The organism is Mesorhizobium sp. USDA 4132, assembly GCF_056279545.1.
Genome location: NZ_JBWCCP010000001.1, coordinates 2,566,540 through 2,588,010 on the forward strand (window position 1 = coordinate 2,566,540; position 21,471 = coordinate 2,588,010).

The 21,471-nt window shown below is 61.6% G+C and carries 14 protein-coding genes; 10 read left to right on the forward strand and 4 right to left on the reverse strand.

The features are described 5' to 3' along the window. Positions 1-24: 24 nt before the first annotated feature. The 5 genes from ACZ9IU_RS13170 to ACZ9IU_RS13190 all read left to right on the forward strand — a co-directional run bounded on the left by ACZ9IU_RS13170 (position 25) and on the right by ACZ9IU_RS13190 (position 4,973). A complete protein-coding gene (locus ACZ9IU_RS13170; RefSeq protein ID WP_038543604.1) occupies positions 25-915 on the forward strand; it encodes a MurR/RpiR family transcriptional regulator in 891 nt (296 codons plus the stop codon). Between the two features lie 148 nt (positions 916-1,063). Continuing rightward, positions 1,064-2,170: an ABC transporter substrate-binding protein gene (locus ACZ9IU_RS13175; protein ID WP_038543606.1), complete on the forward strand. Its 1,107-nt coding sequence runs from the start codon at positions 1,064-1,066 to the stop codon at positions 2,168-2,170. A 71-nt stretch (positions 2,171-2,241) separates the two neighbouring features. Next, positions 2,242-3,117, forward strand: coding sequence for an ABC transporter permease (locus ACZ9IU_RS13180; protein WP_038543608.1), 876 nt, complete (start codon positions 2,242-2,244; stop codon positions 3,115-3,117). Continuing rightward, positions 3,114-3,902: an ABC transporter permease gene (locus ACZ9IU_RS13185; protein WP_038543610.1), complete on the forward strand. Its 789-nt coding sequence runs from the start codon at positions 3,114-3,116 to the stop codon at positions 3,900-3,902. Before ACZ9IU_RS13180 ends, ACZ9IU_RS13185 begins: the two co-directional genes overlap by 4 nt. Positions 3,903-3,911: 9 nt before the next feature. Continuing rightward, entirely contained in the window at positions 3,912-4,973 is a 1,062-nt protein-coding gene (locus ACZ9IU_RS13190; protein WP_038543612.1) for an ABC transporter ATP-binding protein, read from the forward strand. Between the two features lie 92 nt (positions 4,974-5,065). Here the strand turns inward: ACZ9IU_RS13190 and metH are convergent, their stop codons facing one another. Next, entirely contained in the window at positions 5,066-8,839 is a 3,774-nt protein-coding gene (metH, locus tag ACZ9IU_RS13195) for a methionine synthase (protein WP_038549316.1), read from the reverse strand. A 169-nt stretch (positions 8,840-9,008) separates the two neighbouring features. Between metH and ACZ9IU_RS13200 the strand changes: the two genes are divergently transcribed. Together ACZ9IU_RS13200 and ACZ9IU_RS13205 are read left to right on the forward strand one after the other, a co-directional pair. Beyond that, positions 9,009-10,265, forward strand: a complete 1,257-nt coding sequence (locus ACZ9IU_RS13200) for an AGE family epimerase/isomerase (RefSeq protein WP_038543614.1) — start codon at positions 9,009-9,011, stop codon at positions 10,263-10,265. Positions 10,266-10,358: 93 nt separating this feature from the next. Then, positions 10,359-10,853 (forward strand): MgtC/SapB family protein, encoded by a 495-nt coding sequence (locus ACZ9IU_RS13205; protein ID WP_038543616.1) that lies wholly within the window; start codon positions 10,359-10,361, stop codon positions 10,851-10,853. 21 nt (positions 10,854-10,874) lie between these two features. Here the strand turns inward: ACZ9IU_RS13205 and ACZ9IU_RS13210 are convergent, their stop codons facing one another. From ACZ9IU_RS13210 to ACZ9IU_RS13220, 3 genes are all read right to left on the reverse strand, one after another. Beyond that, positions 10,875-13,802 (reverse strand): hybrid sensor histidine kinase/response regulator, encoded by a 2,928-nt coding sequence (locus ACZ9IU_RS13210; protein WP_038543618.1) that lies wholly within the window; start codon positions 13,800-13,802, stop codon positions 10,875-10,877. A gap of 175 nt (positions 13,803-13,977) precedes the next feature. Then, the gene (locus ACZ9IU_RS13215; protein ID WP_038543620.1) at positions 13,978-16,161 is read right to left on the reverse strand and encodes a putative bifunctional diguanylate cyclase/phosphodiesterase; all 2,184 of its coding nucleotides are present in this window, start codon (positions 16,159-16,161) and stop codon (positions 13,978-13,980) included. Between the two features lie 215 nt (positions 16,162-16,376). Beyond that, positions 16,377-17,918, reverse strand: a complete 1,542-nt coding sequence (locus ACZ9IU_RS13220) for a UbiD family decarboxylase (RefSeq protein ID WP_038543622.1) — start codon at positions 17,916-17,918, stop codon at positions 16,377-16,379. Between the two features lie 159 nt (positions 17,919-18,077). On the opposite strand from ACZ9IU_RS13220, the gene ACZ9IU_RS13225 reads away from it, so the two are divergent. From ACZ9IU_RS13225 to fixJ, 3 genes are all read left to right on the forward strand, one after another. Continuing rightward, positions 18,078-19,058: a Bug family tripartite tricarboxylate transporter substrate binding protein gene (locus ACZ9IU_RS13225; protein WP_038543624.1), complete on the forward strand. Its 981-nt coding sequence runs from the start codon at positions 18,078-18,080 to the stop codon at positions 19,056-19,058. Positions 19,059-19,310: 252 nt separating this feature from the next. Continuing rightward, positions 19,311-20,828, forward strand: coding sequence for a PAS domain-containing sensor histidine kinase (locus ACZ9IU_RS13230; RefSeq protein ID WP_038543626.1), 1,518 nt, complete (start codon positions 19,311-19,313; stop codon positions 20,826-20,828). Next, positions 20,815-21,435: a response regulator FixJ gene (gene fixJ, locus ACZ9IU_RS13235; protein ID WP_038543629.1), complete on the forward strand. Its 621-nt coding sequence runs from the start codon at positions 20,815-20,817 to the stop codon at positions 21,433-21,435. Before ACZ9IU_RS13230 ends, fixJ begins: the two co-directional genes overlap by 14 nt. The last annotated feature ends 36 nt before the right edge of the window (positions 21,436-21,471 follow it).

Sequence of the window (21,471 nt, forward strand, 5' to 3'; positions counted from 1 at the left end):
CGAAGACCGGAGGGAACAGCTTTAGTGCCACCAACTGCACGCACCGTATCGGATGTCATTCGTGTTCGTTACGATAGCCTGACGCGCGCGGAAAAACAGTTGGCGGACAGCCTATTGGAGAACTATCCGGTGTCAGGGCTCGGCAGCATCACTGTGATCGCGGAGAACGCCCGTGTTTCGACGCCGACGGTTGCGCGGATGGTGCAGAAGCTCGGCTACAAGGGCTACCCGGAATTCCAGTCGCATCTGCATCACGAGCTCGAGGCGACCATCTCCAACCCGATCGCCAAGCACGACCGGTGGGCGTCCAACGCACCGGGCACACATATCCTCAATCGCTTTGCCGACGCGATCACCGCCAATCTGCGCGACACACTTTCGGATCTCGACACCACGACTTTCGAAGGGGCCGCCGCACTTCTGCGTGACCGCAACCGCGGCATCTACTTCGTCGGCGGCCGCATTACCGGTGCGCTCGCGGAATATTTCTTCACCCATATGCAGGTCATTCGTCCCAAGACGACCCTGATCTCCACCAATTCGAGCTCCTGGCCGCAGCATGTTCTCAACATGAGCGCCGGCGACGTCCTGGTGATCTTCGACATCCGCCGCTACGAGCAGGAGATGGCGACGCTGGCAGAGGCCGCACGGGCTAACGGCGTCGTCATCATCTTGCTGACCGACGTCTGGGCTTCACCCGTTGCCAAGCATGCACAGCACACGTTCAAGGTGAGGATCGAGGCACCCTCGGCCTGGGACAGCTCCGTCATCACCCTGTTCGTCGTCGAGGCGCTGATCGAGGCGGTGCAGAGCGCGACGTGGGATGAAACTCGCGAACGCATGAACTCTCTGGAAGGCCTGTTCGAGCGGACGATGCTGTTCCGCCGCCCGGGCCGCCAGAGCCGTCCCGACTGATCGGTCGGGTTAAGAAATATGCCGGCAATCCGGGAGTTTCATGAGCAAATGCTCATCCTCCGGGCTGTCATATACGATACATGAACTGGCTCTACGAGTCGCGCCGAAACGATCCGGACTACACGACCTGAACCCCTAGGAGGATACCTTGATCAACAAGACCCAACGTCTTCTTTCTCTGACGACCGCCATCGTCATCGCCTCCACGGCCATCGCCGCCGCGGCGCCCAGCGCCGAGCTGATCGCAGCCGCGAAGAAGGAAGGCACGCTGACCACGATCGCGCTGCCCCATAGCTGGTGCGGCTACGGCGACGTCATCGCCGGATTCAAGGCGAAGTACGGCCTCGAAGTCAACGAATTGAACCCGGACGCCGGTTCGGGCGACGAAATCGAAGCGATCAAGGCCAACAAGGGCAACAAGGGCCCGCAGGCTCCCGACGTTATCGACGTCGGCCTGTCGTTCGGCCCGTCCGCCAAGGCCGACGGCCTGATCCAGCCCTACAAGGTCTCCACCTGGGATTCGATCCCGGCCGACGCCAAGGACGCAGACGGCTACTGGTACGGCGACTATTACGGCGTTCTGGCTTTCCTGGTGAACAAGGACCTCGTCAAGACGTCTCCGAAGGACTGGTCCGACCTGCTGAAGTCCGACTATGCCAACGCAGTCGCTCTCGCCGGTGATCCGCGCGGCGCCAACCAGGCCGTTCAGGGCGTTTATGCTGCCGGCCTCTCCGGCGCCAAGGGCGACTCCGCCAAGGCCGGCGACGAAGGCCTGAAGTTCTTCGCCGAACTCAACAAGAAGGGCAATTTCGTGCCGGTCACCGGCAAGGCCGCCCCGTTTGCGCAGGGCACCACGCCGATCATCATCGCCTGGGACTATAATGCCCTGTCCTGGGGCGAAAGCCTGAAGGGCAACCCGCCCTTCGAGGTCGTGGTACCGGCAAGCGGCGTTGTTGCAGGCGTCTACGTGCAGGCGATCTCCGCCTTCGCTCCGCATCCGAACGCTGCGAAGCTCTGGATGGAATACCTCTATTCCGACGAAGGTCAGCTCGGCTGGCTGAAGGGATATTGCCACCCGATCCGCTTCAACGATCTTGCCAAGAGCAACAAGATCCCGAAGAACCTGCTCGACGCCTTGCCCCCGGCAGCAGCCTATGAGAAGGCCGTATTCCCGACGCTCGCCCAGCAGTCCGCCGCCAAGGAAACCATTACCAAGAAGTGGGATACCGTGGTCGGCGCCAACGTCTCCAAGTAATCGCATCAGGATTGACCTCCCGCGCCGCCCGGCGTGGGAGGTTTCCCGTTTCCCCTGGATGGCCAGCATTCATGACCACCGCATCCACGTCATTCATCGACCGCCGGACAGTCATCGACTGGCTCGGCATCGTGCCGTTCATGGTATTTGCGCTCGCTTTCCTGATTGTCCCGACGCTCTATCTGATCGTCGGCGCCTTCTTCAATCCGGCGGGCGAATTTACGTTTCAGAATATTGCCGACCTCTTTTCGCCGTCCATCCTCGGCGCCTACTGGATCAGTATCCGGGTATCCGTTGCGTCTGCACTCGGCGGCGCGTTGATCGGCTTCTTCCTTGCCTGGGCGGTTGTGCTCGGCGGCGTGCCGTCCTGGATCCGCTCCAGCCTGCTCACGTTTTCCGGCGTCGCATCGAACTTCGCCGGCGTGCCGCTCGCCTTCGCTTTCCTGGCGACGCTCGGTCGGACCGGTCTGGTCACCGTCTTCATGCGCGACTGGTTCGGCTTCAATCTCTATTCGACGGGGTTCAACCTTCTCTCGTTCTTCGGTCTGACGATCACCTACATGTTCTTCCAGATCCCGCTGATGGTGCTGATCCTGACACCGGCGCTCGACGGATTGAAGAAGGAATGGCGCGAGGCATCCGAGATCCTCGGCGCATCCACCTGGCAATATTGGCGCATGGTGGTGCTGCCTATCCTGTGGCCAAGCCTGATGGGCGCCACGCTTCTCCTTTTCGCCAACGCCTTCGGCGCGATCGCAACCGCCTATGCTCTGACCGGGTCCTCGCTCAACATCGTGCCGATCCTGCTCTACGCCCAGATCCGCGGCGACGTGCTGCACAATCCGAACCTCGGCTACGCTTTGGCTCTCGGCATGATCGTCATCACCGGCATTTCCAACATCCTCTACATCTGGCTGCGCACCCGCGCCGAACGGTGGCAGAAATGAAGGCGCACAAGATCTTCGCCTGGCTCGCGATCGCCATCGGCGCCATTTATTTCTTCATACCCCTGATCGGCACGTTCGAGTTCTCGCTGCGCATGCGGCGCGGTGTCTATTCCTTCGACGCTTACCAGTCGGTCTTCACCGACGCGCAGTTCCGCGCCACCTTCGGTTTCTCCATGCTGATGGCGCTGGTGACGATCGTCGTCGGCATGCTGCTCATCGTGCCGACAGCTTATTGGGTGCGGCTGCGCCTGCCGCAGATGCGGCCGGTCGTCGAGTTCATCACGCTGCTGCCGCTCGTCATTCCGGCGATCGTCATTGTGTTCGGCTACCTGCGCCTCTACAATTCCTCGTCCTGGATCCCGTTCACCGGCTCCACCCAAGGCACCAATGTCCTGCTGACGTTCTCCTACGTGACCCTGGCGCTTCCCTACATGTACCGCTCGGTCGATACGGCGATGCGGACTATCGACGTGCGGACGCTGACGGAGGCCGCCGAAATTCTCGGCGCCAAATGGCCAACGATCATGTTCCGCTGCATTTTCCCGAACGTCATGTCGGGCGTGCTCTCGGGCGCCTTCATCACCTTTGCGATCGTCATGGGCGAATTCACCATGGCGGCGCTTCTCAACCGTCCGGCCTTCGGTCCCTATCTCCAGCTCGTCGGTGCCAACAAGGCTTACGAACCTTCGGCGCTCGCCGTCATCGCCTTTGCGATCACCTGGCTGTCGATGGGTCTGATCCAGCTTGTTTCCCGCTTCGGCAAATTGTCGCCGTCCAGGCCTTAAGGAATTTTGATGTCGTTCCTCGTTCTCGAAAGTATCAAGAAGAGTTTCGGCCAGACGCAGGTCGTCAAGGACTTCAACATGTCCATCGAGAAGGGCGAGTTCGTTTCCTTTCTCGGACCGTCGGGCTGCGGCAAGACGACGGTGCTGCGCATGATCGCCGGGTTCGAAAGCCCGAGCGACGGTGCGATCTCGATCAACGGCCGGAACCAGAACGCGCTGAAGACCAACCAGCGCAATATCGGCATGGTCTTTCAGGCCTATGCGCTGTTTCCGAACATGAACGTCTTCGACAACGTCGCCTTCGGCTTGAAGGTGGCGGGCAAGTCCAAGACGGAGATCGAAACACGCGTCAAGGAAATGCTGACGCTGATCGGTCTCGACCACCTGGCCGACCGCTATCCCTACCAGATGTCCGGCGGTCAGCAGCAGCGCGTGGCGCTTGCCCGCGCGCTTGCGCCGAAACCGCAGGTCCTGCTGCTCGACGAGCCGCTGTCGGCGCTCGATGCCAAGATCCGTGTTTCATTGCGCGAAGAAATCCGTGAAATCCAGCGCCGGCTCGGCATCACCACCGTCTTCGTGACGCACGATCAGGAAGAGGCCCTGTCGATCTCCGACCGCGTCGTCGTCATGAATGCCGGCCGCGCCGACCAGATCGGCACCCCGTCGGAAATCTACAATCGCCCGACCACCCGTTTCGTCGCCTCCTTCGTCGGCACGCTCAACATCATCGAGGCGACCGTCGTCGATCCGGCGGCCAACACGGTGAAGGTCGGCGAAAACACGATCAGGCTGAGGGAATCGATCGGCGCCCTGAAAGGCGGCGACAAGCTGTCGATCGCCCTGCGCCCGGAAGCGGGTTCGCGGCTGGAAAATGCCAAGGGCGATACCTCGCTGACCGGCCAGGTGATCTCCTCGCATTTCCTGGGCTCGGTCATCCGCACCAAGCTTGATGTCGGCGGAAACCAGATTTCCTTCGACATGTTCAATTCGCCGGACGCAGTCCTGCCGCAGCCGGGAGAAACCCTTGCGTTGCGCTTCAACGCCCACGATTTCCTGATCATCCGCGACTGATTGCAGATAAATCGGAGGGCTACGGCCTGCAGACGAAAACGGCATCCTCGCGGATGCCGTCTTGCATTTAAGCAATGTCAGACGGCCCTTCTTCAGGCCGCGTCGTCGACAGCATCCTGACCGGACACCGGCACGTAGTTGAGGACAGGACCGAGCCAGCGCTCGATCTCCTCGATCGACATGCCCTTGCGCTTGGCATAGTCCTCGACCTGATCGCGCTCGACCTTCGCCACCCCGAAATAATAGGATGCCGGATGGCCGATATAGAGGCCGGAGACCGATGAGCCGGGCCACATCGCGTAGCTTTCCGTCAGAACGACGCCGGTCGCCTCTTCCGCGTCGAGCAACCGGAACAGGGTCGCCTTTTCCGTATGGTCGGGCTGGGCCGGATAACCCGGCGCCGGGCGGATGCCGTGATAGGCCTCGGTGATCAGCTCGTCCGCCGAGAACGTCTCGTCCGGCGCATAACCCCAGAATTCCTTGCGGACCTGTTCGTGCATGCATTCGGCGAAGGCTTCGGCGAAGCGATCGGCCAGCGCCTTGACGAGGATCGACGAATAATCGTCGTTCGCCCGCTCGAACCGCTCGGCGATCGCCACTTCCTCGATACCGGCCGTGACGACGAAACCGCCGACATAGTCGTCGAGACCTGTCGCAACCGGGGCGACGAAATCCGACAGCGCGACGTTCGGACGACCGTCCCGCTTCGAAAGCTGCTGACGCAGCGTGAAGAAGGTCGCCAGTTCCTCGTTGCGGCTTTCATCCGTATAGACGCGGATGTCGTCACCGACCGCATTGGCCGGCCAGAAGCCGATCACCGCCCGCGGCCGGAACCATTTTTCGGCAATGATCTTGTCGAGCATCGCCTGCGCATCGGCATAGAGCTGGCGCGCCGCCTCGCCCTGTTTCTCGTCTTCGAGAATCGCCGGGAAACGGCCCTTCAGTTCCCAGGTCTGGAAGAACGGCGTCCAATCGATATATTTCGCCAGTTCCGCCAGATCGTAGGTCTCGAACACTTTCGTTCCGGTGAACTGCGGCTTCTTGGGCTGGTAGGACGACCAGTCGACCTTCTCGGCATTGTCGCGGGCACGGCCGATCGGCAGGCGGGTTTTTTCCGCTTCCGCGCGCGCGTGCGCCGCGGCAACCTTGGCGTACTCCGCCTGCACCGTGCTGATATAGCTCGACTTGCCGTCTTCGGACAGAAGCGCGGACACGACGCCGACCGCGCGGCTGGCATCGGTCACGTAGATCGCCTGGCCGCGATCATAGCGCGGGTGGATCTTCACGGCGGTATGCACACGGCTGGTCGTCGCGCCGCCGATCAGCAGCGGAATGTCGAACCCCTGGCGCTCCATCTCGGATGCCACATGCACCATCTCGTCGAGCGACGGGGTGATCAGGCCGGAAAGCCCGATGATATCGACCTTCTCGGCAATCGCCGTTTCCAGGATCTTCGTCGCCGGCACCATCACGCCGAGATCGATGATCTCGTAATTGTTGCAGGCGAGCACGACGCCGACGATGTTCTTGCCGATGTCATGGACATCGCCCTTGACGGTTGCCATCAGCACCTTGCCGGCGGACTTTTTCTGGTCGCCGCCATTGAGGCGCTTCTCTTCTTCCATGTAGGGCAGAAGCACGGCGACGGCCTGCTTCATGACGCGGGCGGATTTCACCACCTGCGGCAGGAACATCTTTCCGGACCCGAACAGGTCGCCGACCACGTTCATGCCGGCCATCAGCGGGCCCTCGATCACATGCAGAGGCCGCTCCGCATTCTGGCGCGCCTCCTCGGTATCGCCCTCGATGAACTCGTTGATGCCGTTGACGAGCGCATGCGACAGGCGCTTCTCCACCGGCCATTCGCGCCAGGCGAGATCTCTCTCCTTGGCTTCCTTGGCACCGGTTCCGCGATAACGCTCGGCGATATCGAGCATCCGTTCCGTCGCATCGTCGCGACGGTTGAGCACGACGTCCTCGCAGGCGTCGCGCAGTTCCGGATCGATGTTCTCGTAGATAGCCAGCTGGCCGGCATTGACGATGCCCATGTCCATGCCCGCCTGGATTGCGTGGTAGAGGAACACGGCATGCATCGCCTCGCGCACCGGCTCGTTGCCGCGGAACGAGAAGGACAGGTTGGAGACACCGCCAGAGATATGCACCAGCGGCATGCGCTCGCGGATGGTCTTGGTCGCCTGGATGAAGGCGAGACCGTAGCTGTTATGCTCCTCGATACCCGTCGCGACCGCAAAGACGTTGGGGTCGAAAATAATGTCTTCCGGCGGGAAATCCGCCTCTTCGGTCAAAAGCTTGTAGGCGCGTTCGCAGATCGCCACCTTGCGCTCGTAGGTATCGGCCTGGCCCTGCTCGTCGAAGGCCATGACCACGACGGCAGCACCATAATTGCGCAGCAGCTTGGCCTGGGCGATGAACTTCTCCTCGCCCTCCTTCATCGAGATCGAGTTGACGACCGGCTTGCCCTGCACGCATTTCAGACCCGCCTCCATGATCTCGAACTTCGACGAGTCGAGCATGATCGGCACCCGGGCGATATCCGGCTCGGCGGCGATCAGGTTGACGAACTCGACCATCGCCCGCTGCGAATCGATCAGGCCTTCATCCATATTGATGTCGATGACCGAGGCGCCGTTTTCCACCTGGTCACGGGCAATCGCCAGCGCCGCGGTAAAATCGCCCGCGGTGATCAGCTTGCGGAATTTCGCCGAACCGGTGACGTTGGTGCGCTCGCCGACATTGACGAACGGCACGTCCTTGGTGAACTCGAAGGGCTCGAGGCCTGCAAGCGACATGAACGGCCGGTGTTCCGGCACTTCGCGCGGCTTGTGCGGCGCGACCGCTTCGGCAATGGCGCGGATATGTTCCGGCGTCGAACCGCAGCAGCCGCCGACGACGTTGACGAGGCCTTCCGCCGCAAAGCCTTCGATCTGGCGGGCCATGTCTTCGGGCGATTCGTCGTAGCCGCCGAACGAATTCGGCAGGCCGGCATTCGGATAGGCGGAGATGAACGTGTCGGCGACGCCCGACAGTTCCTGCAGGTGCGGCCGCATCGCATCGGCGCCGAGCGCGCAGTTGAGGCCGACGGTGAAGGGCTCGGAATGACGGATGGAGGACCAGAAGGCCGACGGCGTCTGACCAGACAACGTGCGGCCGGAAAGGTCGGTGATCGTGCCCGAAATCATCACCGGCAGGCGGATGCCCTTCGCCTCGAAACGCTCGGCGCAGGCGAAGATCGCCGCCTTGGCGTTCAGCGTATCGAAGATCGTCTCGATCAGGATGATGTCGGCGCCGCCGTCGATCAGCCCGTCGAGCTGTTCACCATAGGCGAGCCGGAGATCATCGAATGTCACCGCCCGGTAACCGGGATTATTGACGTCGGGCGAGATCGAGGCCGTGCGATTGGTCGGGCCGATGGCGCCGGCGACGAAACGGCGACGACCGTCTTCCTTCTGCGCCCGAAATGCCGCGCGCTTCGCCAGCCGCGCGCCGTCGCGGTTGAGGTCGTAGACCGCGTTTTCCATCTGGTAGTCGGCCTGGGCGATACGGGTCGACGAGAACGTGTTGGTCTCGATGATGTCGGCGCCTGCCTTGGCATAACGGTAATGGATATCCTCGACCGCCTGCGGCTGCGACAGGATCAGGAGGTCGTTATTGCCCTGCTGATGGCAGGCGCAACCGGCAAACCGCTCACCGCGAAAATGCCCCTCGTCGAAACCGAGCCCCTGGATTTGGGTGCCCATCGCGCCATCGATGATCAGGATGCGTTCCCGCGCAGCCGCCTTGAGTGCCGCCAGAATCTCTGCGCCGTCGCGAGCGGCGGCTTCGGGACCAAAGAGTTCGTCGAACATGGCACAGCCCTTCATCGTTTCGATTTCGTTCAATAACCGCATAAAGATATGTTTATGTCAATATATAACCGGTATGTCGTGCGATATAGAATAGTCGATGACATGAAACCGGCCGGGCGTTATAGGCGTTCTGATCCCACTGCCCTGCCACAGCGATTCCGAGGTTTTCATGAGCGACACGCGTCAGACAGAAGCCAACTGGGCGAGCCTTCCCTATCATCGTCGGTGGCTCCTCGATCAGGCGGACGGGCTCTTTGATTTCTTTCAGGTCCGGGCAATGAACCCGAAGGGCGGCTTCTTTGATCTCGACGACCAGGGCTCACCGATTGGCGGCGCCAATCCGACCCGGGGCATTCATGCATCGGCGCGCATGGTCCACTGTTTTTCGATCGGCCATCTGCTTGGCCGGCCGGGCTCCGGCGATATCGTCGACCACGGCATGCGCACCCTCTGGGAGCGCCATCGCGACACGGAATATGGCGGCTATTTCTGGCAGGTCAATGATGACGGCGCGGCTGATCCCGCCAAGCAGGGTTACGGCCACGCATTCGTGCTGCTCGCCGCCTCTTCCGCCAAGGTCATCGGCCACCCCCTCGCCGACCAGATGCTGGCCGACATTACCGAGGTCCTCGAAACCAGGTTCTGGGAACCGCGCCATGGCGCGATCGCGGAAGAATTCAACCGCGACTGGTCGCAGATCGATGGCGGCAGCTATCGCGGCCAGAACTCCAACATGCACTTTACCGAAGCGTTGATGGCAGCATACGAGGCGACCGGCGAGACGATCTATCTTGACAAGGCGACAAGCATTGCCGACCTCGTCATCCGCCGTTCTGCCGGCAGCGTCGGTTTCCGCGTCGCCGAACATTTCGATCCCGAATGGACGATCAACAAGGACTATTACCATCCCGACGAGATGTTCCGCCCGGCCGGCACCACACCCGGCCATTGGCTGGAATGGTCGCGCCTCCTGCTGCAGCTCTGGACGCTCGGGGATAAAAAGCACGGCTGGATGCCGGACGCGGCAAAATCGCTATTCGTCCAGTCCATGTCACTGGGCTGGGACAGCCGAAAGGGCGGCTTCTTCTACACGCTCGACTGGAGCGACAAGCCCGCCAAGACCAACAAGCTGTGGTGGCCGATGTGCGAGGCGGCCGGTGCCGCGCATTTCCTCAACGAGCACCTGCCGGCCGACGATTTCTACGAGGACAGCTATAGGCGGATCTGGGGCACCATCGGCAACCGCTTCATCGATCACAAAAACGGCGGCTGGCACGAGGAACTGACCGAGGACCTCGTCCCGGCCCACACTCTTTTCCCCGGCAAGGGCGATATCTACCACGCCCTGCAGGCCTGCCTCATCCCGCTCTTTCCGGCAAACGGCAGCCTGACGAAGGTCATCGTCGAGGCCGAAGGGCGTCTCTGAGGCTTTCGCGCCAGCGTCCAGCGCTGACGGAACCATATAGGCCTGCGTCAGTTTCCGGTGTTACATCACAGGTAACATCGGGATATCGCGACCATGCTCAACGTTCTCGCGGAGGAGTTTTCGCACGAGGCGCCCGTTGCGATCGAAGTGCTTCTGGTGAGGCTGGTCGGCGCGGCGTTTCTCTGCGGTCTGATCGGCCTTGAGCGCGAGTTGCGCAAGAATTCCGCCGGCCTGCGCACCAACATGCTGATCGGCCTCGCATCTGCCGTGTTCACGCTGGTCGGCCTGCAGATCATGCATGAGTTCGGCAACCAGCCCAATACGGTCCGGATCGACCCGATCCGCCTCATCGAGGCCGTCACTGCCGGAATTGCGTTCCTTGCCGCCGGCGTCGTTTTCCAGATGCGCGGCGATGTGAAGGGCCTGACGACCGGCGCCAGCATGTGGCTGTCGGGTGCGATCGGGCTCTGCGTCGGCCTCGGCATGTGGATCGTCGCAGCAGCCGCGACCAGCGCCGGCATCGTCATCCTCTGGCTGCTGCGCAAAACCGAAGTGGCCGCGGGTATGAAGGACGAAGATAACGGCTGACCCGCAAAAGACGAATGCGGCTCAGCCGCCCGGCCGTGGCGTCACCATCGACCGTATGCGGGTCGTCAGCAGCTCGTAGTCGTAAGGCTTGGTGATCAGCGCCGTCTGGCCGAGCTCTTCCGATCCCGGCACGTTGCGGTCGCCGGTGGCGAAGATCACTGGCAGATCGGCAAGCGTTTCGCGCAATTTCAAGGCAAGCTGCAAACCACTCATTTCCGGCAGATGCACATCGGTGACGAGGATGTCGATCGTCTGGCTGCCGCCCGCGGCAAGCGCTTCGGCCGCCGATCCCGCCTCGACCACGGTCATGCCGGCATCCTGCAGGAAATCCGCCGTCGAGATGCGGATCAGCGCCTCGTCCTCGACCAGCAGAACCGCGATCGGCAGATCCGGCGCCGATGGCTGCTCGACGGCCGGCTGAACCGAAATTATCTCAGGAGGACTTTCGGACAAGCGCGGCGGCGGAGCCTGCCGGCTCTGGTCGATCACCTGGCGGATTTTTCGGGCGAGCGCCTCCCGCGTATAGGGTTTGCTCAGCAGGTTGACCCCCGGATCGAGCCGCCCACCGTGGACAATCGAATTTTCGGTATAACCCGAGGTGAACAGCACCCCGAGATGCGGCAGCCGCTCCTTGGCCCGCTTGGCGAGATCGCTGCTCTTCAACCGCCCCGGCATCACCACATCCGTGAACAGGCAGTCGATCGGCACGCCGCTTTCGACGATCGCAAGCCCGCTGTCGGCGTCCTTGGCCCGCAGGACCCGATAACCGAGTTCGGCGAGCAGGCTGACGGTGATTTCCCGCACCGCTTCGTCGTCCTCGACGACCAGGATCGTCTCATCGCCGCCCAAGGCCGCACCACTGGCATTTTCGCCAACCAAATCCTCTTCCTCCATCGATCGCGGAAGATATATCCGCACGGTGGTGCCGTTGCCCGGCTCGCTGTAGATCCTGATATGGCCGCCCGACTGTTTGACGAAGCCATAGACCATCGACAGGCCAAGCCCTGTCCCCTTGCCTTCCGGCTTGGTGGTGAAGAAGGGATCGAAGACCTTGTCCAGAATGTCGGCCGTCATGCCCGTACCCGTATCGGTGACCGCCAGCATCACATATTTCCCGACCTCCATGTCGAACGCGTGCCGCGCATATTCGTCGTCGAGATAGACGTTGCCGAGTTCGATCGTCAGCTTGCCCTGCCCGTTCATCGCATCGCGTGCATTGATGGCGAGATTGAGGAGGGCGTTCTCGACATTGCTCGGATCGACCAACGTATTCCACAACCCGCTGCCAACAATCGTGTCGATCTCGATCGCTTCGCCGAGACTGCGCCTCAGAAGATGATCCATCTCGCGGATCAGGCGGCTCAGATTGATCACCTTCGGCGAAAGCGGCTGGCGGCGGCCGAAGGCGAGAAGCTGCGAGGCAAGCCGGGCGCCGCGCGACGCCCCTGCAAGCGCGCTGTTCAACCGTCTTTCGGCAACTTCATTGCCCGCGAACTCCCGCCCGAGAAGCTGGAGATTGCCGGTGATCACCTGCAGGAGATTGTTGAAATCGTGGGCGATGCCGCCGGCGAGATTGCCGATCGCCTCCATCTTCTGGCTTTGGCGAAGCACTTCCTGCGTCCGCTCGAGCTCGATCGTTCTCTCCTCGACCCGGTGGCCGAGGGTTTCGGCGAGGCTGGAAAGCTCCGATTCGGTCTGTTTCTGCTCGTCGATATCGGTATTGGTAGCGACCCAGAGGGTGATTTCGCCTTCGGCATTCTTGATCGGTACCGCGCGACTGATGAACCAGCGATAGACGCCGTCGTGGCGGCGCAGGCGGATCTCCGTCTCAAGACGGCCCCCGACGCGGATCGCTTCCCCCCAGGCCGCGGCGATCCGGGGCGAATCGTCCGGATGCAGCATTTCGGAGCGGCGCTCCCTGTCGAAATAGAAGGATTCCAGGCCGCTATAGGTAAAAATCTGGTCGTTGCACCACTGCATCCGGCCATCCGGCGTCGCCGTCCACACATGCGTCGGCAATGACTGGGCAAGCGTGCGGAAACGGTCCTCGTTTTCGCGGGCCGCCTCCTGCGCGCGACGAAGTTCCGTGACGTCCTGACCCTGCACGAAAATGCCGCTGACCATGCCGTCGCGATCACGGATTGGCTGGAAGACGAAATCGAGAAACCGCTCTTCCGGCTGAGCGCTTTCAGAGTGCTGGAGAACGACCCGCGCGCCATAGGCGCTATAGGGCGTACCCGTCCGGTAAACCTCGTCGAGCAGCTCGTAAAAACCCTGTCCGTCGATATCCGGCAGAGCCTCGCGCACCGTCTTTCCGATCAGGTCCTCACGCCCGACGATCGCCCGGTAGGACCTGTTGACGATCGAGAAAACATGCTCCGGACCGCGCAGCACCGCCATGAAGCCGGGCGCCTGCTCGAACAGCATGCGCAGATATTCCCGCTCCTCGCCAAGCGCGACATTCTGCCCCTGGACGGCATCGGCCCGGCGCATCAGATCCGTATGAAACTGCAGGCCGGCGTCGCCCGCAGACCGGCTGCGCAGCAGGTGAAGTTCGGTCACATCCACGGTGTGCTGCAGGATAAAGATCAGCTGCCCCGCCTCGTCCTTGATCGGCGTATGGGTGGCGCTCCAATAACGATCCTCAAGCTCCCCGTCGGGGCCCGGGATCGGATAGGGAATGAGCGGCAGGTGATCCACCTCACCGGTGGAAAGGACCTTGGCGAACGATTGGCGCAGAAGCCGGCCCGGGACGGACGCCGGCTCGCTCGGAAACGCATCGAACATGTTGCGGCCGAGAAGCTCTTGACGGCTACGCCCCGTCACCGCCAGATAGGCATAGTTCATCCCGACAAGCCGCAACTCCCGGTCGAGGATGACATAGGGGTTGGGTGCGAGATTGAACAACTGATTCAGATCGATTTCGGAAAGCTCCGTCAGTCTGAACATGCGCCGTCCCTGATGCCAAATGCGTCATCAGGTTATAGAGTTTCCGCGATTGTTGACAATTGAAATCAGGCCCGTCTCGGAAATCTCCCATGGGATTGTCGCGATCGCCAAAGGATACTGATGTCCCGGTTTGACGTCCGGTTTGGGCACCGGCCCTGGCGCGCATCATGCCGGATTACTTGATCCGGACACGCTGCTTTTCGATCGGTTGGACGAAGAGCCGGGCAACCTCGTCGGCCGGCATCGGCTTGCCGTAACGATAGCCCTGCCCCGCCTCGCAGCCCATCAGGCGAAGCGCCGCCTCCTGCTCCTCGGTCTCGATACCCTCGGCAATCGTCTTCAGCCCCAGTTCCTTGCTGAGCATGATCAGCGCCCGGGTGATGGCGGCGTCGCGCGGCTTGGTCAGGAGGTCCCGGACGAAGCCCATGTCGATCTTGAGCGTCGTCAGCGGATATCGCTGCAGCGAGCCGAGCGAGGCATAACCCGTGCCGAAATCGTCGAAAGCGATGCCGACGCCGAGTTCGCTCAGCGCCTGAATCGACTCGAGCGACTGATCGTCGTCGTTGAGCGTGACCGTTTCGGTGATCTCGATCTCCAGGAACCGCGGATCGAGGCCATAGCGCGCGATCAGGTCGACGACGCTGCGGGCCAGATCGCCGGCCCGGACCTGCGCCGGGAACAGATTGACGCCCATCTTGATTGGCGGATAACCGGCTGCATTCCAGGCAGCCATCTGGCGGCCCGCCTCGTCCAGCACCCATAAGCCGACGTCGAGCGCGATCGAACTCTGCTCCAGAGCCGGCAGGAAAGCGGCGGGCGACAGGAGGCCGCGCTCGGGATGCTGCCAACGTATCAATGCTTCGACGCCGAACACCTCGCCGGTCTCGATGGTCACCTGCGGCTGATAATGCAGCACGAGTTCGTGCCTGTTCAATGCCCGCAGCAATTCGTCCCGGAGCGTTCGCCTTGCGAGGGTCTCGTTGCGCATCGATTGCTCGAACATGCGCACGACGCGGCCGCCGGCCTGTTTGGCCCGATAGAGCGCGAAATCGGCGCTGGCGATCAGTTCCTCCGCATCCGAACCATGATTGGGAGCGAGCGAAAAACCGACGCTCGCCCCGACACGGAACGTGTGCCCGGCAACCTCGAACGGTATCTTGAAAGCCTCGATGACCGCATTTGCGGTCTTCTGGGCGATAAGGGGATCGCCTGTTCCGGGAATGAGAATGGCAAACTCGTCGCCGCCGAACCTGGATACGGTGACGTTACGGTCAAGAACCGCCGGCAATCTTACACCGATCGCCTGCAGCAGGGAGTCGCCGACGCCGTGCCCCAGCCGATCGTTGACGTCCTTGAAGCCGTCAAGATCGAAGAGCAGCACGGCAAGCGGCCGCTTGCGCGCCAGTTCCTCGCGCAGAAGGTCCTCGAAACGAGGCCGATTGCATAGGCCGGTGAGCGTATCCTGGCTTGCCAGCCTCAGGAGCCGGACGTCGCGGTCGCGGCGTTCGGATATGTCTTTGATGATGGCGCCCACGCCGACGCCGCGCTGATCGTGCCAGATCGAAAGGGCCATCTCGATCGGAAACTCCGTACCATCCTTGCGGCGAGCCGACACCTCGACGGTCTTGCCCTTGAGCTTGGAATTGCCGCCTGCGGCCACGCGCGCGAGACCGGCATTGTGGGCCGCGCGGAATCGCTCCGGCACGATGATATCGAGCGAGCCGCCGATCATCTCCTCCCGTCCGAAACCGAACATGTCGAGCGCCGCCTGGTTGACGAATTCAATCCGGCCGGTGGGATCGACGGTAACCAGCGAAAGATCGGTCGCATTCGCAAAGTTGGCAGCCGTCGCCTGCGGTATGCCCTCGCGACGCAATTCCATGTGCTCCATGACCATGGCTGCAAGGCCCGCGAGCGTCCGCCTTTCCCGCTCGGAAAAGCTTTCGCGCACCTGCGTGTCGGCGATGCACAGCGCTCCGATCCGAAAACCGTCCGGCGAGACCAGCGGCGCTCCGGCGTAAAACCGGATGAAGGGTTCGCCGGTGACGATCGGCAGGCTGGAGAACCGCGCGTCGTGCCGCGCGTCGGACACCACGAGAACATCATCCGTGCGGATCGTGTGATCGCAAAAGGATTCGGATCGGTGGGTCTCCTCGATATCGAGACCGGAACAGGCTTTGAACCATTGCCGATCCTCTTCGATCAGCGTCACGAAAGCCATGCGCGTGGAAAAAAGCTCCGAGGCAAAACGGCAGATGCGATCAAAACGGTTTTCGGGCCCGGAACCCGCAATACGGTAACTTGCCAGAGCGTCGAGCCGTCTGCGCTCTGCAATATCGATGCTGTCGACGTGGGACATCTCTGCTCCGGAGGCGGGCGGTAGTACCGCACCATAGAAATCCATCCATTAGAGAAAGCATAACGAGGTGCCCCCAAGAAATGAATGGTGTTTGGCCGGGGCCTCACCCGTTTAGCGGGATGGAAGAGAGCTTTTTCGACTTAAAATGAAAAACCTTCCGGATTTGCACCCGGAAGGTCGTTTCGATTAGGCACAGTGCTCGGAAATGGAACAACTTATAGGGGAAGGTAGTAACGGCCCCGCTCGTCGCGCTCCAGTCCCCTGGAGCGGAAGGTGTCGAGTTCGCGGACGACTTCGCGACCGTCGCGACTGCCGACCGCCGCCATCAGCTCCTCGAAATGCTTTGCGCCGTCCTTCAGAGCCGCTTCGAGCGAGGGGAAACGCTTGCCGGGATAGGACGGGGCCTGCGGCGTGACGAGTTCCCAGTTCTGGGCATGCTGCATCGGCCAGGTGAGATCGTAGCCGGCCTTGGCACCGGAACGGGAGCCGTGAAGCGACGGATCGAGCGGCGACAGCCGAACACCGGTTGCGATCACCAGATCCCGGTCGGCCTGGAAACGGGTGCCGAACGCCCATTCCATCTGGCTGTCGTCGAAAATGTCGATATCCGGATCGACGACGAAGACGTTCTTGACGCCGACGGCGCCGAGAACGGCGTAGAGCGCCGAACGGGCCTCGCCCGGATAGGTCTGGCGGATCGAGAAGCGCATGCTCATCGATCCACCGGCGGCGACCGGCGCGTAGACGGCAACCGGCTGGCGCACCACATCGCCGAGCGTCTTCCAGACGTTCATCTCCATGCGCAGCGCCTCGAGGTTGGACGTATCGGTGAAGTCCATGCGATTGCCGGAGATGGTCGCCGTCTGGAACAGCGCATCCTTGCGATGGGTGATCGCGGTCACATGGAAGACCGGGTTGGTCTTCACGACGCCGTAGTAGCCAAGATATTCGCCATACGGGCCTTCCTTCTCCACATAACCGCGCTCGTCGAAATAACCTTCGATGACCATTTCCGCATCGGCCGGGACCATGATGTCGCTGGTCACGCATTTGACGACCGGCAGCGGCGCGCCGCGGAGCGACGAGATCAGCTCCAGCTCGTCGACCGGTTCCTTCATGGTGGCGGACACCATGTCGATCGGGTGGCAGCCGACCACATAGGCAACATTCAGCCGCTCGCCGCGCCCGGAAGCGGCCATGTACATGACGCGCAGGTCGCTCGGCGCGATCAAGTCGACGCCGGCTTCCTGCGGGCCGCGCAGCATCAGCCTGCGCATGCCGCAATTGTAACGGCCATCCTTCGGGTCGATCGTGTAGTCGATCGTCGCGGAAATGTAGGGCGCGCCGTCGAGCGCGTGCTGCACGTGGACCGGTAACTTGAGGAGATCGGCGTCAGCGCCTGTCAACACGACCTGCTGCACGGGCGCTTCGCCCCCGGAAAGCTTCACCAGTTCCGGCTTCAGCGACAGGCGGCGGCGCATCTCGAGCGCCACCTCGCCGGCCGGCACGCCGAAAGCCTTGGCGAGACGGGAACGGCTTCCGACCACGTTGCCGACCAGTTGCTGGCCTTCCGGACCGGCGTTCTTGAACCACACGGCCTTCGGGTTGTTCTGCAAAATGGCCGCGACATCGGCCAGATCGACCTTCTCCTCACGGATATCGAGCTCGTCCGCGCTCAGGCTCTCGACGAAATTCCTCAACCGGAAACGGTCGAGATCAAGTGCGGCGGCGGATTGAGTTGTCGTATTGACGGTCATTTTGTCCTCTCCCGAAAACGCGTTTCTGCGTGGGATGTTTTCTAGCCAGAACAGTTGATTAAATCAAATATAATTATACAATGTTGTATCAGGTCGCATCGGGGAGGTGTGATCGGCCAGCGTCGACTGCAAGACCGGGTCATCCATGGGAGGGAATTTATGCAGACTATCACACGTCGTTTCGTGCTTGCCGCATCGGTTGCCGTTGCGGGCAGCGCCTTCGGGCTTTCGCCGGCCGCGGCCCAGGCGAATTACCCAAATCAGACCATCAGCATGATCTGTGCGTTCCCGGCAGGCAGCGGCGCCGACGTCATCGTCCGCTTTTTCGCCGAAAAGATCGCCAAGGTTTCGGGCGCCACCATCATCGTCGAAAACAAGCCCGGCGCCGGCGGCAATATTGCCGGCCAGTACGTCACGCGCGCAAAGCCGGACGGCTATACGATCTTCTTCCATACCGGCAGCGCCGTTGCCGGCAACATGCACATGTTCAAGACGCCGCCCTTCGACGTGGTGAAGGACCTGCAGGTCGCAGCCACCGTCAACAAGCAGCCGCACATGATCGCCGTTCCGGTATCGAGCCCGATCAAGACCATGAAGGAACTGACCGAATACCTGAAGAAGGAAGGCTCCAACGCGAGCTACGCCATCAACAACACGTCGGGCAAGGTTCTCGCCGCCATCTACAAGCAGGAAGCCGGCCTCGACACGGTTGAAGTCGCCTACAAGAGCAGCGCCGATTCGATGAACGACATTTTGAGCGGTGCGATGGCCTTCGCCGCCCAGGATCCGGTCTTCTCCCTGTCGCAGCTTCGCGAAGGCCGCTACCGCCTGCTGGCGGTCAGTTCCGCCAAGCGCATTCCGGGCGCTCCCGACGTTCCGACCATGACGGAATCCGGCTACCCGATGGACCAGGTCGGCTGGTTCGCGATGATGGTCCCCTCGGCGACACCGAAGGATATCGTCGACAAGATCAATGGCTGGACCAGGCAGGTTCTCGCCCAGGAAGACGTCAAGAAATTCGTGACCGACCAGGGCGGCGACGTGTTCGTCTCGACACCGGAAGAAGGCCAGGAATACCTGAAAAAGGAAGTCGCGGCCTGGGCCGACTACGTCAAAATCGCCAATATCCCGCAACAGTGAAGAATCGGGCCTCCGGCTCCACCCTGCCGGCCCCCACGGCACCGCTTCCGACCTGCGCGGGCACCCGCCCGCGTTTTCACACCGGACATAAGAAACCACGCAAAACTATATGTTTTTTAGGTCACGACGGTTTCCGCCGTTGGACGCCGCATCCGCGCTCATGCTAGAACCAGTTTAAGGACAGGCTGTCAGGTTTCATATGCACAAGGGAATGGGGTTCCTCCTGCAGACGATCGGCTTCGGATAAGCATCATGGCTTCCAAGACGTTCGCCGAAAAGAAGGATGACTATATTCAGTCTTTCTTGAGCCGTCGGTTTTCAGCCGCGGAAGTCTATTTTATTGCGACCATCTGCGTGCTGGTTGCGTTTGCGCTGCGCTTCTCGCTGCACGGCGTTCTTGACGACAAGGCGCCCTTCACATTCTTCATTCCGCCGATCCTCGTTGCCGCCCTTATCGGCGGCATGCGGGCCTCGCTTTTCACCGTGCTGCTTTCTGTTCTGGCAGCCTACGTGATCAAGGAGCTGACGCCGCGGGGGGCCAATTTCACGGAAATGGCGATGATCGGCATCGTCGGCGTGGTGATCGCGCTGCTCGGCGAAATACTTCACTCTGCCCGCAAGGCGATCGGAAAAGCCCAGGCAAAAGCCGACTCCCGCGAAGCGCATCTTCGCTCCGTGCTCGACACGGTTCTCGATGCCAGCATCGTCAGCACAAGGGACGGCACGATCGTCTCCTTCAATGCCGCAGCAATCCGCCAGTTCGGCTATAGCGAGGATGAGGTGGTCGGCCAGAACCTGCGCATGCTGATGCCGGAACCCTACCATCGCGAACACGACGGCTACATGGAAAGGTATCTGAGGACTGGTGAAAGGCGGATCATCGGCATGGACCGCGTGGTCGTCGGACGACGCAAGGACGGCTCGACCTTCCCGATGAAGCTTGCAGTCGGAGAGACCCATACCGGCGGGGAAACCTTCTTCACCGGCTTCGTGCGGGACCTGACCGAACGCGAGGAATCGGCTGCACGCCTGCAGGAGATCCAGGGAGAGCTCGCCCGCCTCGCCCGCCTCAATGAAATGGGCGAAATGGCATCCACCCTTGCCCACGAACTGAACCAGCCGCTCTCGGCGATTGCCAATTATGTGCACGGCTGCGCCCGCCTTCTGCGCGACATGGACGAAGCCGTCGCGGTGCGCATGCGCGAAGCGTTGGAAGAGACGGCGCATCAGTCGCTCCGGGCCGGTCAGATCATCAAGCATCTCAGGGAATTCGTGACCAAGGGCGAGACGGAAAAGGCGCCGGAGAACATCCGCCGTCTGGTCGAGGAAGCCGGCGCCCTGGCTTTGGTCGGCTCGCGCGAAAAAGGCGTCCGTGCGATCTTCGAATTCGCGCAAGGGCCGGAAATGGTCACCGTCGACCGCATCCAGGTTCAGCAGGTGCTCACCAACCTGATGCGCAACGCCATCGAGGCGATGCGCGACAGCCAGCGGCGGGAACTGGTCATCCGCACGCTCCAGGAAAACGAAGACATGATCCAGGTGATCGTCCAGGATACCGGCCCCGGCATTCCCGAAGAGATCGCCGGCCAGCTTTTCAAACCCTTCATCACCACCAAGGCCGGCGGCATGGGGATAGGGCTTTCGATTTCCAAGCGCATCGTCGAAGCGCATGGCGGCGAGATGACGGTGACGCGCAACGCGGCCGGAGGAGCGACGTTCCGTTTCACACTCCCGATCGACAAGGAGGAACGCGAAAATGCAGACGGGTGACTACACGATCCATATCGTCGACGACGAAGAGCCGGTCAGAAAGTCCCTCGCCTTCATGCTGACCATGAATGGCTTTGCCGTGCGCATGCATGAAACCGCCTCGTCTTTCCTGCAGTTCGCGCCGAGCGTCAGGAACGGTGTTTTGGTCACCGACCTCAGGATGCCGGATATGACCGGCGTCGAGCTGATCCGCAAGCTGACCTCCAGCCGCGCCGGCATTCCGTCGATCGTCATCACCGGCCATGGCGACGTGCCGATGGCAGTGGAGGCGATGAAGGCGGGCGCCATCGACTTCATCGAAAAACCTTTTGGGGACACGGTCATCATCGAAGCGATCCAGCGGGCCGCCGAGCTGCTGTCGGACAAAACGCTCGATACCGACGACCTGGCCGAGGTTCAGACACGGCTTGAAAGCCTGAGCGATCGGGAGAGGCAGGTGTTGGCCGCCGTGGTTGCCGGTCTGCCGAACAAGTCGATCGCCTACGATCTCGACATAAGCCCTCGCACCGTCGAGGTGCATCGCGCCAACGTCATGAGCAAGATGAAGGCGAAAAGCTTGCCACAGCTCGTTCGCATGGCAATGGCTGCCGGTTTCGGTCCCAATTGATGGCCCCTAAAATTTATTGAAACTTTCTTGATCTAT